The 16,667-nt window shown below is 68.0% G+C and carries 16 protein-coding genes; 3 read left to right on the forward strand and 13 right to left on the reverse strand.

The genetic code is table 11. The features are described from left to right. Positions 1-45: 45 nt before the first annotated feature. From H7J73_RS12825 to H7J73_RS12840, 4 genes are all read right to left on the reverse strand, one after another. Entirely contained in the window at positions 46-516 is a 471-nt protein-coding gene (locus tag H7J73_RS12825; RefSeq protein ID WP_264067764.1) for a PH domain-containing protein, read from the reverse strand. Continuing rightward, positions 513-995: a 6,7-dimethyl-8-ribityllumazine synthase gene (ribH, locus tag H7J73_RS12830; protein ID WP_264067765.1), complete on the reverse strand. Its 483-nt coding sequence runs from the start codon at positions 993-995 to the stop codon at positions 513-515. Before ribH ends, H7J73_RS12825 begins: the two co-directional genes overlap by 4 nt. Next, on the reverse strand, positions 992-2,257 hold the full coding sequence (locus H7J73_RS12835) for a bifunctional 3,4-dihydroxy-2-butanone-4-phosphate synthase/GTP cyclohydrolase II (RefSeq protein ID WP_264067766.1): 1,266 nt from the start codon (positions 2,255-2,257) through the stop codon (positions 992-994). The genes ribH and H7J73_RS12835 overlap by 4 nt, the downstream gene beginning before the upstream one ends. Positions 2,258-2,367: 110 nt before the next feature. Beyond that, positions 2,368-2,979 carry a riboflavin synthase gene (locus H7J73_RS12840; RefSeq protein ID WP_264067767.1) on the reverse strand — a complete coding sequence of 204 codons (612 nt, stop codon included), beginning with the start codon at positions 2,977-2,979 and terminating at the stop codon, positions 2,368-2,370. Between the two features lie 254 nt (positions 2,980-3,233). Between H7J73_RS12840 and H7J73_RS12845 the strand changes: the two genes are divergently transcribed. Then, positions 3,234-3,944: an LppX_LprAFG lipoprotein gene (locus H7J73_RS12845; RefSeq protein WP_264067768.1), complete on the forward strand. Its 711-nt coding sequence runs from the start codon at positions 3,234-3,236 to the stop codon at positions 3,942-3,944. Further along, complete coding sequence (locus H7J73_RS12850) at positions 3,944-5,626, forward strand: MFS transporter (protein WP_264067769.1); 1,683 nt, start codon at positions 3,944-3,946, stop codon at positions 5,624-5,626. The genes H7J73_RS12845 and H7J73_RS12850 overlap by 1 nt, the downstream gene beginning before the upstream one ends. A 6-nt stretch (positions 5,627-5,632) precedes the next feature. Here H7J73_RS12850 and ribD read toward each other — a convergent pair whose 3' ends face one another. Genes ribD through H7J73_RS12890 form a run of 8 tightly spaced genes read right to left on the reverse strand, consistent with a single transcriptional unit; the run spans position 5,633 to position 14,893 of the window. After that, entirely contained in the window at positions 5,633-6,646 is a 1,014-nt protein-coding gene (ribD, locus tag H7J73_RS12855; protein WP_264067770.1) for a bifunctional diaminohydroxyphosphoribosylaminopyrimidine deaminase/5-amino-6-(5-phosphoribosylamino)uracil reductase RibD, read from the reverse strand. Continuing rightward, positions 6,643-7,341, reverse strand: a complete 699-nt coding sequence (gene rpe / locus H7J73_RS12860; RefSeq protein WP_264067771.1) for a ribulose-phosphate 3-epimerase — start codon at positions 7,339-7,341, stop codon at positions 6,643-6,645. Before rpe ends, ribD begins: the two co-directional genes overlap by 4 nt. Before the next feature lie 10 nt (positions 7,342-7,351). Further along, positions 7,352-8,749, reverse strand: coding sequence for an RsmB/NOP family class I SAM-dependent RNA methyltransferase (locus H7J73_RS12865; RefSeq protein ID WP_264067772.1), 1,398 nt, complete (start codon positions 8,747-8,749; stop codon positions 7,352-7,354). After that, positions 8,746-9,675: a methionyl-tRNA formyltransferase gene (fmt, locus tag H7J73_RS12870; RefSeq protein ID WP_264067773.1), complete on the reverse strand. Its 930-nt coding sequence runs from the start codon at positions 9,673-9,675 to the stop codon at positions 8,746-8,748. Before fmt ends, H7J73_RS12865 begins: the two co-directional genes overlap by 4 nt. A gap of 54 nt (positions 9,676-9,729) precedes the next feature. Further along, positions 9,730-10,266, reverse strand: a complete 537-nt coding sequence (locus H7J73_RS12875) for a LemA family protein (RefSeq protein WP_264067774.1) — start codon at positions 10,264-10,266, stop codon at positions 9,730-9,732. Further along, positions 10,260-12,089 carry a DUF2207 domain-containing protein gene (locus H7J73_RS12880; RefSeq protein ID WP_264067775.1) on the reverse strand — a complete coding sequence of 610 codons (1,830 nt, stop codon included), beginning with the start codon at positions 12,087-12,089 and terminating at the stop codon, positions 10,260-10,262. The genes H7J73_RS12875 and H7J73_RS12880 overlap by 7 nt, the downstream gene beginning before the upstream one ends. A 39-nt stretch (positions 12,090-12,128) precedes the next feature. After that, positions 12,129-14,138, reverse strand: a complete 2,010-nt coding sequence (locus H7J73_RS12885) for a primosomal protein N' (RefSeq protein ID WP_264067776.1) — start codon at positions 14,136-14,138, stop codon at positions 12,129-12,131. Beyond that, entirely contained in the window at positions 14,135-14,893 is a 759-nt protein-coding gene (locus H7J73_RS12890) for a lysoplasmalogenase (protein ID WP_264067777.1), read from the reverse strand. The genes H7J73_RS12885 and H7J73_RS12890 overlap by 4 nt, the downstream gene beginning before the upstream one ends. Between H7J73_RS12890 and H7J73_RS12895 the strand changes: the two genes are divergently transcribed. Continuing rightward, positions 14,883-15,809, forward strand: coding sequence for an esterase LipI (locus H7J73_RS12895; protein ID WP_264067778.1), 927 nt, complete (start codon positions 14,883-14,885; stop codon positions 15,807-15,809). The two genes, H7J73_RS12890 and H7J73_RS12895, sit on opposite strands and share 11 nt — an antisense overlap. On the opposite strand, the gene H7J73_RS12900 is transcribed toward H7J73_RS12895, so the two are convergent. Beyond that, positions 15,806-16,471 (reverse strand): LLM class flavin-dependent oxidoreductase, encoded by a 666-nt coding sequence (locus tag H7J73_RS12900; RefSeq protein ID WP_264067779.1) that lies wholly within the window; start codon positions 16,469-16,471, stop codon positions 15,806-15,808. The two genes, H7J73_RS12895 and H7J73_RS12900, sit on opposite strands and share 4 nt — an antisense overlap. Between the last annotated feature and the right edge of the window lie 196 nt (positions 16,472-16,667).

The following is a 16,667-nucleotide window of genomic DNA, read 5'->3' on the forward strand; positions in this document are numbered from 1 at the left end:
TAGTACCGCGCGACGACGACTTTCGCCGACAAGCCCGTTGCACGATCAGGAAGCGCTGGAATCGGTCCGGTATCGGGCCACCAACATGCGGACGGTGTCCATCGCGTCTACCGCACGTTCCTTGTCAACCGACTGAATAGCCATCACCGGTACGTACTCGTCGTCGGCCAGATCGACCCTCGCCCAGCGGGCGCCGATCGGAAATGAGATATCCACCACATCGGACCACGGAATCAGTTTGTCGCCCAACAGGTTCCGAACCGAACAACCGGCGGGCCCGATCCGCAGCCGCGACCGGGTCAGCAGCAGGATCAGCCCGGCCAGGATCACACCCAGCACCGCGAAAGCGATCTGATCGGCAGTCTGGAACACCACCCCGGTGGACTTGATCTTGAGCAGGAACCCGATGGCGATGTGCGCCACGAGGACGACGAACGCCGCGGCATAGGCGACATACGGCGTCAGACGCGGACGCACGACGACATCCCAGGCTGCGTCGTCAGCGGGCACTGTCACGGTGCGGCGCGCAGGTCCCGCAGCGTCAGCGCGGCACTCAGGGCCGCGGCCGCCGCCTGCGCGCCTTTGTCCTCCGCCGAGCCCGGCAGTCCGGCCCGATCGAGCGCCTGCTCCTCGGTGTTCGTGGTGAGCACGCCATTGGCAACCGGTGTCGACTCGTCCAGCGACACCCGGGTCAGGCCCTGGGTGACCGCGTCGCAGACATAATCGAAATGCGGTGTCTGGCCACGGATCACGACACCGAGAGCGACCACCGCATCGTGATTCTTGGCCAGTTGCTGGGCCACCACCGGAATCTCGATGGCACCGAGCACCCGGACCACGGTCGGCTCGTCGATACCGTCGCCCTTGGCGGTACGCAGAGCGCCCTCGAGCAAGGCATCACAGATCTCGGTGTGCCAGGTACTCGCGACGATCGCCAGCGATAACCCGCTCGCGTCGACGTCGGGCATCTCCGGAACTCCTGCGCCTCCACTCATGTGCCCAGCTCCCCCGGCAGAGACTCCTCGAAATCCTCCAGCCCGACCAGATCATGACCCATGCGGTCGCGCTTGGTCATCAGGTACCGAATGTTCTCCGCGTTGGCGCGTACCGGCAGCGGAACCCGCTCGATGATGTGCAGACCGTAGCCGTCCAGCCCGACCCGCTTGGCCGGGTTGTTCGTCAGCAGCCGCATCGAACGGATGCCGAGGTCGACCAGGATCTGGGCACCGATGCCGTAGTCGCGTGCATCGGCGGGTAACCCCAGTTTCAGGTTGGCGTCGACGGTGTCGTCACCGGCATCCTGCAACTGGTAGGCCTGCAATTTGTGCATCAAGCCGATACCGCGGCCCTCATGGCCACGCATGTACAGCACCACTCCGCGGTCCTCGCTGGCCACCATCGCCATCGCCGCATCCAGCTGCGGACCGCAGTCGCATCGGCGGGAGCCGAAGACATCGCCGGTCAGGCATTCGGAGTGGACCCGCACCAGCACGTCGTGTCCGTCGCTGTGCGCGCCGGCCAGCTCACCGCGGACCAGGGCCACGTGTTCGACGTCTTCGTAGATGCTCTTGTAGCCGACCGCGCGGAATTCGCCGTGCCGGGTCGGGATGCGCGCCTCGGCGATGCGCTCGATGTGCTTCTCGTGCTTGCGGCGCCACTCGATCAGATCGGCGATGGAGATCAGCGCTAGGTCGTGTTCGTCGGCGAAAACCCGCAGCTCGTCGGTCTGCGCCATGGCGCCTTCGTCCTTCTGGCTGACGATCTCGCAGATCGCGCCGGCGGGCTGCAGACCTGCGAGACGGGCCAGGTCGACGGCGGCCTCGGTGTGCCCGGGGCGCCGCAGCACCCCGCCGTCCTTGGCACGCAGCGGGACCACATGTCCCGGCTTGGTGAAATCGTCGGCCACGCTGGTGGGGTCGGCAAGCAGCCGCATCGTGGTGGCGCGGTCGGACGCCGAGATACCGGTGCCGACACCTCGCCTGGCGTCGACGGTCACCGTGTAGGCCGTGCCGTGCTTGTCCTGGTTGACCGCGTACATGGGCAACAGGCCCAGCTTGTCGCAGACTTCGCCGTCCAGCGGAACGCACAGATAGCCGGAGGTGTAGCGGACCATGAACGCCACCAGCTCCGGGGTGGCCTTCTCAGCGGCGAAGATCAGGTCGCCCTCGTTCTCGCGGTCCTCGTCGTCGATGACGACGACGGCTTTGCCCGCGGCGATGTCGGCGACCGCCCGTTCGACGGTATCCAGCCTCGTCATCTATGCCACCCTTGCCCGGGCTCCCAGTGAACCCGTGTGTAAAACGCTGAGATCAGTATGAACCACCAGACTGTGCTGGATATTGCTCGGCTGACCATCGCCGGTAGTCGTCAGACTTCTTTCTCGCTCAGCAGGCGTTCGACATATTTCGCGATGACGTCCACTTCGAGGTTGACCGGGGTGCCTTCCGGAGCGCGCCCCAGCGTGGTGAGCTCCAGCGTCGTCGGGATCAACGACACCTCGAACCAGTCTCCGGAGTCATCGCGGCCCAGGCCTGACACCGTCAGCGAGATGCCGTCGACGGTAATCGAGCCCTTCTCCACCACATAGCGGGCCACACTGCGCGGCAGAGAGATTCGCACCACATCCCAGTGCTCCGACGAACTGCGGCTCACCACATGTCCGGTGCCGTCGACGTGGCCCTGGACGATGTGTCCGCCGAGCCGGCTGTTCACCGCGGCGGCTCGTTCCAGGTTGACGCGCGAGCCGACGGCGAGCTTCTGCAGGCTGGACCGGTCGAGGGTCTCGGCCATCACGTCGGCACTGAAGTTGCCGCCCGGGAGCACCTGCACCACCGTCAGGCACACGCCGTTGACGGCGATCGAATCGCCGTGGCCGGCGTCCGCGGTGACGACAGGCCCGTGGATGACAAACCGCGCCGCATCGGTCAGATCCTCTTTGCCGACGACTTCGCCCAGCTCTTCGACGATTCCGGTGAACACGCCTACCAGGCTAGAGGTGGCGTACTCGGAAGCGGCGACCGAGTGGGCCTCAGAGCTGCTTCTCACCAAGGAACGTCGCCACCGGATTGGCGTTGAGTTCGGCGATCGGGCGGCAGCCCTGTGCCGCTCTCCATCCGCATATACCGAAACTGCAGGTCAATGGCCATGTCATCCGCCCCATCGCGCGCCAAACCGACACCGAAAGGTAATCAAGCGGGTTCGAGCCGAATCTGCACACCCTCTACGATGCAGACATGCAGACGCGCCCCCGCTTGTCCCGCATCCTCCTCGCCATGGCCGCCATCAGCACCGCCGCCGTAGTGGCAGTCGGCTGCTCCTCGTCGTCCTCGTCCTCCAACGAGCCACTCCCGGATGCCGCCGGGTTGCTGAAGGAATCCGCGCAGACCACCAAGAACCTGAAGAGTGGTCATCTGGACATCACGGTGAACGGCAAGATCCAAGGTCTGCCGATCAAGAAACTCAGCGGTGACCTGACGAACGTGCCCGCGACGGCGGTGCAGGGCAACGCGACCATCACGATGGGCGGCTCCGATGTGGACGCCGGCCTCGTCGTCATCGACAACACCCTCTACGCGTCGCTGAGCCCGAACAGCTGGCTCGACCTGGGTCCCGCCGCCGACATCTACGATCCTTCGACGATCCTGAACCCGGACACCGGCCTGGCCAACATCCTGGCCAACTTCTCGGACCCCAAATCCGAGTCCAGCGAGACCGTCAACGGTGTGGACACCGTCAAGGTCACCGGCAAGGTCAGCGCCGACGCCGTCAACAAGCTGATCCCGGACCTCAAGGTCACCGACGCGGTACCGGGCACCGCGTGGATCGAGAAGGGCGGCGATCACAACCTCGTGCAAGCCCAGATCGACCCGGCCAGCGGCACGTCGATCCAGATGGTGCTGTCGAACTGGAACACGCCGGTCACCGTCAACAAGCCCGCGATGTAATGCAGGCCAAGAGTTCCAAGAGTTCCCGGGGTTCCAGCCGCAGCATAGCGATCAGCGCAGGCGGCCTCGCTGTCCTACTGGGTGCCATCGACACGTATGTCGTGGTCACCATCATGACAGACATCATGTCCAGCGTCGGTATCCCGATCAACAAGATCCAGCAGGTGACACCGATCATCACCTGGTACCTGCTCGGGTATATCGCGGCGATGCCGCTGCTGGGCCGGTTGTCGGACCGTTTCGGCCGGAAACTGGTACTGCAAGCCGGCCTGGTCGGTTTCGCCGTCGGCTCGGTGGTGACCGCGCTGTCGAATGACCTGACAGTGCTGGTCATCGGCCGGTTCATCCAGGGCACGTCCAGCGGTGCGCTGTTGCCGGTGACGTTGGCGCTCGCCGCGGATCTGTGGGCCGCCCGAAACCGGGCCGCGGTGCTCGGCGGTATCGGCGCCGCGCAGGAACTCGGCAGCGTGCTGGGCCCGCTCTACGGCGTCGCCGTGGTGACCCTGCTGAGCACGTGGCGCGACGTGTTCTGGATCAACATCCCGTTCACGATCCTCGCGATGGTGATGATCCAGTTCAGCGTCCCCGCCAGGGATCGGGGTACCGAACCGCCCGAGAAGGTGGACGTCGTCGGCGGTGTGCTGCTGGCGATCGCGCTCGGCCTGGCCGTCATCGGCCTCTACAACCCGCAGCCCGACGGCAAGCAGATTTTGCCGCCTTCGGGCGTGTGGTTGGTCGGTGGCGCCGTCATCGCGGCGATCGCGTTCTTCGTCTGGGAACGCATTTCGCACACCAAGCTGATCGATCCCCAGGGCGTGCGGTTCCTCCCGTTCGCGGCGGCGCTGGGCACCTCCCTGTGCGCGGGTGCCGCGCTGATGGTGACGCTGGTCAACGTCGAACTGTTCGGCCAGGGCGTCCTCGGGCTCGAACAGGTGCCCGCGGCCCTGAAACTGACCTGGTTCCTGGCCGCGCTCCCGGTCGGCGCGCTGATCGGCGGCTGGATCGCCACCAGGATCGGCGACCGGGTGGTCGTCTTCGTCGGCATGCTGATCGCCGCAGCCGGCTACTGGCTGGTATCGAAGTGGGGCGTCGACGTGCTGTCGATGCGCCACGACCTCGGGCTGTTCTCGCTGCCCGCCTTCGACACCGACCTGGTAGTCGCCGGCTTCGGGCTCGGCCTGGTGATCGGCCCGTTGACTTCCTCTGCGCTGCGGGTGGTGCCCGGTAAGCAGCACGGCATCGCCTCGTCGCTGGTGGTGGTGGCCCGGATGAGTGGAATGCTGGTCGGTGTCGCCGCGCTGTCGGCCTGGGGCCTGTATCGCTTCAACCAGATCCTGGCCTCACTTCCGCCGTCGAGCGGAACCAGCCTGATTGAGAAGGTCACCGGCGAGGCGACCCGGTACAAGACGGCGTTCGCCATGCAGTACGGCGGGATGTTCTTCATCACGATGATCGTCTGCGTCGTCGGCGCGTTTCTCGGTCTGCTGATCGCCGGTAAGCACACACACGCCGACGAGGACGGTCTTGCGGTGGCCCCGGTCCAGGATGACGAGCCGGCCACTCAGGTATTCTCTGTGCCTACGGATTCCAGAGATCCTGCGACACAGCGGATTCCGCGGACAGGTGCGCACCGCGCCGATCCCGATGCGACGACCCGGATCCCCCGCAGGACCACCGAGTAGGCACGCCTACTGCGGCACCAGCGACAGCACCACATCCGGTCCGAGGGTGTCCATCCCGTCATAGCGCCAGCGCAGCGCCTTGCCGATGCTGGGCACGCCGACGTCGCCGACTGCGACCACCGGCCCGCCCAGCAGGATCGGCGCGACATACGCCAGGATGCGATTGACCACCCCGGCCCGCAGAAATGCGCCGGCCAGCGTCGGACCACCTTCGACGAATACATCGGTGCGGTCCGACAGTGCCCGGATCACTTCGTGCGGGTCGTGCGTCCGGATCACCATCGTGCGCGAGTCGTCGTTGAGAACGTTTGATTCAGAGGAGATTTCACGTTTCCCGACGACCACCCGCAGGGGCTGGCGCTCGGCCAGGCGGCCATCGGGAAGGCGTGCGGTCAGCGTCGGGTCGTCGGCGAATACCGTACCGGTTCCCACCACGATCGCATCGGCAGCGGCCCGCCTGCGGTGGACATCGGCGCGGGCAGCGTCACCGGTGATCCACCGACTGGAGCCGTCGGCCGCGGCACTGCGGCCGTCGATACTCGCCGCGTATTTCCAGGTGACATGTGGCAGGCCCGTGCGCTGTTTGTGCAGCCATTCCCGCAGCGGTCCGGTACGCACCAATTCGGCCGCCAGGCCGGCGACCACCTCGATGCCGCCCGCCGCCAGCCGCGCTGCACCGCCGGCCGCGACCGGGTTCGGGTCGGCGACGGCGAAGACGACGGTTGAAATACCTGCTGCCAGAAGCGCATCCACGCAGGGCGGCGTGCGGCCGTAGTGGTTGCACGGCTCCAGCGTGACCACCGCCGTCCCGCCCGAGGCCTTGGTTCCTGCGCGACGCAGCGCCACCACCTCGGCGTGCGCACTTCCGGCGGGTTCGGTGCCCCCGACACCGGCGATCTGCCCGTCGTGGTCCAGGATGACCGCACCGACGGGCGGATTCGGATAGGTGGCGCCCTTGACCTGGTCGGCCTGTTCGACGGCGAGCCGCATGGCCCGCTCCAGCGTCTCGGGCAGTGTCATAGCGGGCGGTGCGGCGAAACGGCACCCGCCTGGCGCCGCAATGCCGCCACCGCCGCGGCCGGGTCCTCGGCGCCGTAGACCGCCGACCCGGCGACGAAGCAGTCGACGCCGGCTTCGGCAGCCGCCTCAATGGTGTCGGCGTTGATACCGCCGTCGATCTCCACCAGGATTGTCAGCTCACCGGCATCGACGAGCCTGCGCGCGGTGCGCACCTTCGACAGCACCTCGGGCATGAAGCTCTGTCCACCGAAACCCGGCTCGACCGACATCACCAGCAGGGTGTCGAAATCGCGCAGGATTTCCAGATATGGCTCCAGCTCGGTACCGGGTTTGACGGCCAGACCGGCTTTGGCGCCCGCGGCCCGGATATCACGGGCCACGCCGACGGGGTTCTCGGTGGCCTCCGCGTGGAACGTGACGTTGTAGGCACCGGCCTCGGCATAGGGCGGCGCCCACCGCTCCGGGTTGTCGATCATCAGGTGGCAGTCGATCGGAATGTCGGTGGCCGCCAGAATGCTTTCCACCACCGGCAGGCCCAGCGTCAGGTTGGGCACGAAATGTGCGTCCATGACATCGACGTGCAGCCAGTCGGAGCCGTGCACGGCGGCAGCCTCATCGGCCAGTCTGGCGAAATCAGCGGACAGGATCGACGGCGCGATCATGGGCTTTCCGGCGGGTTCGGACGTCGGCGACATGCGGCTCACCTTAGAGGTCCTTTCGGAGGGCGGCCGCGAACATGGCGTCGGTGCCATGGCGGTGCGGCCACAGTTGGACGTGCGGACCGTCGCCGCCGCCGGCACCGATGTCAGCGGCCGGGGCGAACAGCGGTCGGGTGTCGATCGCGGTGACAGGGTGGCGGCGGATCGCGTCGGCGACGACGCCCACGGTTTCCGCCAGGTGCGGTGAACACGTCGCATACAGCACGACCCCGCCGGGTCGGGTCAGCTCGATCGCCGCGGCCAGCAGCTGCCGCTGCAGTCTGGTCAGGTCCGGTACATCGGATGGTTGCCGCCGCCAGCGGGCCTCAGGTCGGCGACGCAACGCGCCGAGGCCGGTGCACGGCACGTCGACGAGCACGCGGTCGAACCCTGGCGTCAGTCCGGATTCCCTGCCGTCCACTCGGACCACGTCGACGGGCAGGCCGCGGGTGTTCTCGGCCACCAGATCCGCCCGGCGCGGGGCGGGTTCGACAGCAGTAACGGTGGCACCCCGTTCGGCGCCGATCCCGGCGAGCACCGCGGTCTTGCCGCCCGGCCCTGCGCACAGGTCGAGCCAGCGTCCGCCGTCGGGACCGTCGATGGGCGCCAGCGTCAGCGCGCGGGCCACCAGCTGACTGCCCTCGTCCTGGACGAGTGCCTGACCATCGCGCACGGGCGCCAACCGACCTGGGTCCCCGCTGGGCAGGTACACCGCGTACGGCGAATAGGTGCCGACCTCGCCGCCGACGGCGTCGGCAAGCGCCTCGGCGGTCAGCACGCCGGGGCGGGCCGCCAGGTGCACCACGGGCCGCTCGTCGTCGGTGCTCAGCAGGGCGGCGAGCTCGCCTGCTCGCGGACCGAGTGCATCGGCGAAAGCCTGGGCGATCCACCGCGGGTGGGCGTTGGTGAATGCCAAGTTCCCGATCGGGTCGGTGGTGCTCGACGGCGCCAGCTCGGCAACCCAGCCGGCCTCGTCCTTGCTGGTGATCTTACGGAGCACTCCGTTGACGAAACCCGCACGGGCGGTGTCGAATTCGATACCGGCTTGTTCGACGGTGGTGGACACCGCCGCATGCGGTTCGACGCGGGTGCGAAGGAGCTGATAGGTGCCGAGCCGCAGCAGATCCAGCAGCACCGGGTCGATGTTCTCGGTCGGCCGGCCGGCCGCCGCGGCGATCACCGCGTCCAGCAGACCGCGGGTGCGACAGGTGCCGTAGGTCAATTCGGTGGCGAAAGCAGCGTCACGACCGACGATCCCGCGTTCCTTGAGCAGTGCGGGCAACGCCAGGTTGGCGTAAGAGTCACGTTCGGACACCGCACGCAGGATGTCGAAGGCGGCCTGGCGGGCGGGGTCGAGTGGTTTACGGGCCTGCCGCCGGGGGCGCTGGGCCGGACGGTCGCTCATGATGCCCGCACCATCCCGTCGAGACGGGCTCCGCGGGCCCAGTCGGCGGCCTCCATCGGCTTCTTACCCGGCGGTTGGATGGTGCCCAATTGCACTGGGTGCGAAGCGGTTCCGACGAGCACCCGGTTGCGTTCGATGCGGATCTCCCCTGCTGACAGCGTCTCGGCATCGGGGGCGAGAGTCACCGGCCCCACCTTGACGCGCAGTTCGCCGATCATGGTCCACGCACCGGGGTTCGGGGTGACCGCGCGGATCCGCCGTTCCACGGTGTGCGCCGGGAGATCCCAGCGAATCCGGGCGGCGTCGACGTCGATCTTGGGTGCCAGACTGACGCCGTCCACGGGTTGCGGGACGGGGCGCAGCGAGCCGTCTTCGATTCCGTCGAGGGTGCTCTCCAGAAGTGCCGCACCCGAAACGGCAAGCCGGTCAAGCAGTTCCCCTGCCGTATCGGTCGGGCGGATGGTCTCGGTGACCACCCCGAAAACGGGCCCGGTGTCGAGGCTGGCTTCGATCTGGAACGTGCTGGCTCCACTGACGGTATCGCCGGCAGCGATGGCGGCCTGGACCGGCGCAGCACCCCGCCAGGCCGGCAGCAGCGAGAAGTGCAGGTTGATCCAGCCGTGCGGCGGTATCGCGAGCAGACCGTCGCGTAACAGTGCACCGTAGGCGACCACCGCGCAGCAGTCGGGCGCCAACTCGGTGAGTTCGGCGACGAATTCCGCGGAGTTGGGCCGCTGTGGGCGTAGTACCGGAATACCGTGCTCGGCTGCCGCCACCGCGACCGGGGACGGGGCGGGTTTGCCGCGCCGGCCCGCCGCTGCGTCGGGTCGCGTGAGCACCGCGATCACCTCATGGCGCGGCGATGCGATGAGACGACTCAGCGCTGGCACAGCGGGTGCCGGGGTGCCGGCGAAGACAAGACGCACCGCGCCAGTCTAGGAGTGCGCCGGGCCGCCTCGGCCCGAAGGGCCGGGACCCGCTCAGCGCGGGGTCTGGTAGAACTCGCGCTGCGATACCCCGGTGGTGCCTGCGACGAACATCCACGGAATGGTGCTGATCAGCTTGTTCAGGGTGGCGACAGCATCGTTGTAGTACTGCCGGGCGAACGCCAGTTTGTTCTCGGTGTCGGCCAGATTCTGCTGCAGGTCGAGGAAGTTGTTCGACGAATTGAGCTGCGGATAGGACTGGCCCAGGGCCAGTACCTGCCCGACCGCCTGATCGAGCTGCTGGTCCGCGGCGCTGCGCTGCGCCACCGATTTCCCGCCGGTGGCCGAGGTCAGTGCGGCTCGGGCTTCCGTGACGTGGTCCAGGATGGCCTTTTCGTGCGCCGCGAACGTCTGGACGGTACTGACCAGGCTGGGGATCAGCGAGGCCCGCCGGGTCAATTCGACGTCGATACCACCGAGGGCCTCCTGGACACGGACGTCGGCCGAGCGAATCTTGTTGTAGCCCAGCACGAATGCGACCAACACCGCGACCGCGATCAGCAGGATCACGATCAGTAGGTACGTCACCATGAGCCGCCTCCACCTCCTCCTCCACCGCCGCCGCCCCCACCGCTGAAGCCGCCGCCACCACCGCCACCGCTGGACGACGAGGACTGCGAGGCAGTGTAGGCACCGATCGACGACGACAATGCCGATTCGAAACTGTCGAAATTGATCCCACCCGAGCCGCCAGCCATGGAAGAGGGGCCGATCGGTACTGGATACCAGCCTGGTTGGGGCGCAACGGTACCGGTGGCGGTCTGGTATTTCTTGGCCCACAACGCCGCGGCGCCGGCCGCGACCGCGAACGGGACGTAGGCCGCGTAGAGGTCTTTGCGTGCGCCGAAGTCGAACCGGGATTCGGCTGAGTCGGTGGCCAGCATCCGGTGGAATCCGCCGGCGCGGGACCAGAGTTCCCGCCCAGCCGGTGTCCGTCGAGTACCGACACCGGGTCGCCAGGCTCTGGCCGAAAGAAAGAAGAACACCGCGAACGGGACCACCCACATCGTGGTCGAGAATCCGATCAGCAGCGCTGCCATGATCAGCAGGCAGAACGCCAGCCCATTCGCGGCGCGCGTCCACAACTCGCCGCGGCGCTTGATCTGCAACCCGTCGTCGAACGCCCATTTGCGCACCGCGGCATCCATCTCGGCCTTGGCACTGGTCAACTTTTTACCCGCGGTCACGGTGCCGTTGGCGTCGAATTCACTGCCGGATCTCGTCACCTTCAGGGCGGATCCGACCGCGAGGCTGACGGGGTCCACCGACGCCCAGTCCTCGCGGTCCCCCTTCCCGCGGATGGACCACTTGGTCTCGCTGTCCTGCTTGAGCGTGACCAGTCCGCGCTCGGCAAGGTAGAACAGCGTGGCTGTCAGTCCGTTCTTGGCAGGAGATTCGGTACGGATGTATTCGAACTGAACCGGGCCGAGTCCCTCTGGCGGCGCGTACTGCAGCGGAAATGCGGGTGGACGTTCGGTCGTCGCCTTACCCATCATCCAGGCGATTCCGGCGCCGACGACGGTCAGCATGAGCACCCACAGCACACCGGATTCCGAGCGGCCGAGGATCCGGTCCCAGGTGTAATTCCACGGCACCTCGGTGCGCGGTGGTGTCGGAACGTCCACCCCGACGCGCACCGTGACCGGGGTGCGGGGTGCCAGGTCGCTGGCCGAGACCGTCATCGTGTCGCCTTTGACGGTGAGATCGTCGCAGGCGATGCCGACCCCGGTACCGACCGAGCACTGTGCGCCGGTCACTTCGCCGGGCAGGGTTACCGAGATCTCGGCGTGGTCGATGTGGTTGTTCCAGCCAGGGGCAACGACGTTCCAGAAGAACACGGTCGGCGGGTCGGGCGTCGACGCGGTCGGGGCGACGGTGTTGCTGGCGAAGGTCTTGCCGGCACCGGTGTTACCCGGATCCAGGACGCCGCGGATCTTGTAGCGGATCACGTATATGTGGGTGCCGGAGGGCAGGTAGTTGTCAGGGTCGCCGATCTTGGCGACCGCGAAACGACCGCTCTCCTCGGAGGAGAGTCCGAACTGGGCCGGCTGCCCGTCCACGGTGATGGAGGTGATCAGTGGCGGCTGGCGGACGTGCGGGCTGTTGCGGTTGGCTACATCCCAGAACCGGAAGATGCCGTGGCGGCCGCCGGGAAATCCCGCGGTGATGGTCTCGGTGGCGTCCAGGTTTCCGTCGCGGTCGACGGAGTATTCGGCGCGGTAGTTGCTGAACGTCACCGGATCCGCGACGGCGCCGCCAGCGGAAGCCCCCGTGATGACCAATGGCCAGAAGACGGCGATGGCTATGAGCAACAACGCAATCGACCAGCGGATGACCCGGCCGATCCGCCCCATGTCAGGCCTCCATCGTCCCCAAAAAAGGCAAGTCCGTGCCTACCCTATGTGCAACGGGTCGATTTGCACCCGAACCGGCTCATGATCGCGGCGGGCGCTGAGCACACCGGTCGCCCGGCGCAGAGCGGCCGCCAGCGGCAGACCCTGATCGCGGGGCACCCGCACGAGCATCCGGATGACCTCCGCCTCGGGGGCGACCCCCGCGGGCCGGCGCACCCCCGGAGGCAGATCGACGGGCCCCAGCACGCCGGCAGCCTCGGGTAGTCGTGCCTCATCCAACAGCCCGGCCACGGCGTCGGCTGCCCCGTCAAGGGCGGCCATGTGCACGCTCGGCGGCCACCCCACCTCCGAGCGGGCCGCCAACTCTGCCTCGGCGTGCCCCACGGGATCCCACCGGACCAGAGCTTGCACGGTCGGGATCGCGGCTTCGGCGACTACCACGACCACCCCACCGTCACCGTGGCAGCGGACCTGCGCCGATGCGGCCAGCCACCGGCGCAGCGTGTCCTCCGCAGCTCGCAGGTCCTGCCTGCCCAGCAGCGCCCAGCTGTCCAGGAGCAGGGCGGCGCCGTAACCATCGGGCGCAGACGGTTCCGCGCCCGGTGTCGCGACGACCAGGGCGGGCCCCGCGCCGACCGTGCTGACCACCGACTCCCCCGACGACGTGATCACGGTGGCGCCCGGGAACGCCCGGCCGAGTTCCTCGGCGGTCCGCTTGGCACCGACCACCACGGCCCGGATGGCGTCCGATCCGCATTTGGCGCAGCGGACCGAGAGATCAGTCCGGCCGCACCACCGGCAAAGGGCGCCTACCGAGGAGCGTCCGGTAAGTGACAGCGGCCCGGTACAGTGCCGGCACCGCGCGACGGTCCGGCACTTCGCGCAGGCCAGTGATGGAACGTAGCCGCGGCGCGGCACCTGCACCAGCACTGGCCGGTCCGCGGCCAGCGCCGTGCGCGCCGCCCGCAGCGCAACCGACGGCAGCCGGGCGGTCCTGGCGGCGGGATCCCGTTCCTCGGCGTAGCCGCCGTCCTCGAGTGGCACCACCCGCGGCGCGGCGGACCGGACCGTCTGGCGGGTGGCCACCAGGTTGTGGGCCCACCCGCTCTGAACCAGGGCTTGGGCCTCCGCCGTTCGGGCGTAGCCGCCGATGACAGCGGCGCACCGTATCTGGTGCGCCCGCAGCATCGCGACTTCCCGAGCGTGCGGATACGGCGACCGCGGCTCCGATAACGAGTCGTCGCCGTCGTCCCACATCAGCACCAGCCCGAGGTCGTGCACCGGGGCGAAGACCGCGCTGCGGGTGCCGATCACCAACCGCGCACTGCCCCGCAGGACGGCCAGCCAGCGCCGATAGCGGGCCGAAGGTCCGAGGCCCGCCGACAACGCGACCACACTCTCTGCACTGCACCGGGTCAGCGCGCTGGCCAGCAGCGCGTCGACGTCACGCTGATCTGGCACGACGGCCAGCACGCTGCGGCCGCCGTGCAGGGTGGCTGCGGCGGCCTCGGCGAAGCGTTCGGTCCAGTGCTCACCGGGCAGGGCCTGCCACACAGCCCGGGCGGCGCGGCCTTCGCCCAGTGCGGTGAGGAACTGGGCGCCGCCGGCATAGCGTGCCCATGCCGCCGGGTCGGGTGCATCGACGATCAATGGTGCTGTCGGCGTTGGGTTTTCGCGCTCCACCTTGGCATGCCGCGGCGGAATGGCCAACCGCAGCACATCGGCGCGGGTACCGGCATAGCGGGCGGCCACCGCGTCGGCCAACCGACACACCTCCGGTGTCAGGACCGGTACGTCGGAGACCACCTTCTCCAACCAGCCCAGCTTGCCCTCGTGGTCGGTCTCCGAGCGGCGTTCCAGCACGAAGGCGTCGACCAGACGGCCGTGGAACCGCACCCGCACCCGGACCCCGGGCTGGGCGTCATCGGACTGGTCGGCGGACACCAGGTAGTCGAATTCGCGGTCCAGGTGCGGCACGGTGAGCAGCGGCAGCACCCGGGCGATCGGCTCATGCTCGGCGGCATGGCGCTGGGTGTTCGGGGTGCTCACTGCGCAGGTGTAGCATGCTGGTCGGACGTGACCCCGGACCTGCCGAAGAAGAAGCCCGCGGTGATCAGGATCTGCGAGATCGCATACGCCCACCAAATCGAGACTGCCAGTGCCTCTGCGTTTGTTGGGGCAAGGACGAAGCGGCCGATGCCGATCATCCCGTCCGAGAGCGCGAAGCACACCGCGCCCGCGGCGGTCCACATCGTCGGCAGACCGGCGAGCAGCGCCGCGCACACCATTGCACCCAGCACCAGCATGTAAACGGTGACCGGGATTGTCAGCCCGGCATTCGTCAGGCTGGGCCAGAACCAGACCAGCAGCGCCAGGCACGCCACCACCGTCACGGCGGCGGCCGCCAGGCGCGGGGGCGACGGCGCGGCCAGCGGAAACAACGCCGCCAGATAGCAGAGGTGGGCGATCAGGAACGCGCCGAGGCCGCCGACGAACGACGGCTCCCACCACGGCATGGCCAGCAGGAAATCGCCGACCGCCGAGAACAGCAGGGCACCGAGCAACCACCGTCGTTCACGGTAGATGGGGTAGGAGCCCCGAAAAAACAGCGAGGCCGCCGCCAGCAGCAGGGCCATCAGTGCCTTCGCGACGGGTTGTCCGGGGAATCGCCCGGTCAGCTCGGCGCCGGCGGGTGAGGTCAGCGCCGTCACGACCAGGAAAACGCCGTACGCCGCTCCTGCCACGGCTGCAGCCGCCCAGAGCCGTCCCAGCCACGGCGCGTAAGTTCTCCGTGTGCCCGCCATCGACACCATCTTGCAGAAGGTACTTGACGCGGTCCCCTTCCGGCTCGCACCCGACGAGGGCGTCGAAGCCGCGCGGGCCGGCTTCAGCGCCCTACCGCGGTTCCCGATCCTTCCCGAAGTGCGTACCGAAGACCGCACGATCGACGGGCCGGCCGGTTCGATCCCCATCCGGATCTACTGGCCGCCGGATCACACCTCGGCGTCGCCGGTGGTGCTGTTCTTCCACGGTGGCGGATTCGCGATCGGCGATCTCGACACCCACGACGGCACCGCCCGCCAGCACGCGGTCGGCGCGGACGCGGTCGTCGTCTCGGTGGATTACCGGTTGGCGCCGGAGAACCCGTATCCGGCCGCTGTCGACGACGCATGGGCGGCGACCCGGTGGGTGGCCGAGCACGGCGCCGAGCTGGACGCCGATCCGAGCCGGCTCGCGGTGGCCGGCGATTCGGCCGGGGCCAATCTCTCGGCGGTGATCGCCCAGTTGGCCAGGGACAACGGTGAGCCGACGCTCGCATTCCAGTTGCTCTGGTACCCACCGACACTCGCCGATATCACGCTGCCGTCGTACACCGAGAATGCGAACGCTCCGGTGCTCGACCTCGCGGCCATCGCGGCGTTCAACACGTGGTACATCGGCGATGTCGACCTCACCGATCCGCCTGCCGGTTTTGCGCCTGGTCGCGCGGCGAACCTGGCAGATCTGGCACCCGCTTATATCGCGGTGGCCGGGCATGATCCGTTGCGCGACGACGGCCTACGCTACGCCGAATTGCTCTCTGCTGCAGGTGTTCCCGTCACTCTGGACAACGCCGAGACGCTGGTGCACGGTTATCTCGGCTACGCGGGCGTCGTACCCGCCGCCACCGAGGCGATGGACCGCGGGCTGGCGGCACTGAAGGCCGCCCTGCACCCTTAGGCGGACCGGGAAACCACCCGCGATCGCCGATCCGGGACCCGCGCCAAACCGAGGTGTCCCCGCAGTGTGGTGCTGGTGTACTCGCGGCGGAACAGCCCTCGACTGAACGCACCGGTGCGCTTGTCGGCCAGCACCGCGTCGTCGTCCCAGGAGTCCCATAGCGCACGTACGATATCGATGAATTCCGCTGCCCTGCCGTAGCGTTCGGCTCGCGGCGGCTGCTCGTCGGGCACCGGGCCGTGCCCGAAGTTCTGCCAGGCAAACGGGTCGCTGCTGGTCACCACATTCCACGCCACCCGCCCGCGACTGAGGTGATCGAGCGATGCGAAGCGCCGGGCGACGTTGTAAGGCTCTTCGAACGATGTCGACACCGTCCCGATCAGCCCTAGATGGGTGGTGACCGAGGCCAGCGTGGACAACAGCACGATCGGGTCCAACGCCAGCGGCGGCGCTACCAGCGGCTGGTCCGGCTCCTGGAACAGCGACGGGCTGTCGGCGAGGAAAAGTGCGTCGAGAGTTCCGCGCTCGGCCGCCCTCGCGATGTCGATCCAGTAGGCCGGATCGGTGAACCAGTGCGGATTGGCAGAGGAATGCCGCCAGGCCGCGGGGTGCATGCCGTCCGAGAGGACGTTGACGCCGAGATGTAACTCATGCACTGTCATCACCACACCTGCTTGCCGGACAGCGCCGGCCTCTTCGCCTCGACGTCGCGGGAATCCTGTTCCCTGCCAGTCTGTTCGGCCGGTCCCAAAACGTCGATAGCCATTCTGCGCAGCCTGTCGAGTCCGGCAGCGCGCACCAATGGTTGAAATCAGGCTGGCGGCAATCGCCGCACACATAGAATCGCGGTGAATACAA

Origin of the sequence: Mycolicibacterium komossense, from assembly GCF_025822605.1 — a bacterium.
GTDB lineage: Bacteria > Actinomycetota > Actinomycetes > Mycobacteriales > Mycobacteriaceae > Mycobacterium > Mycobacterium komossense.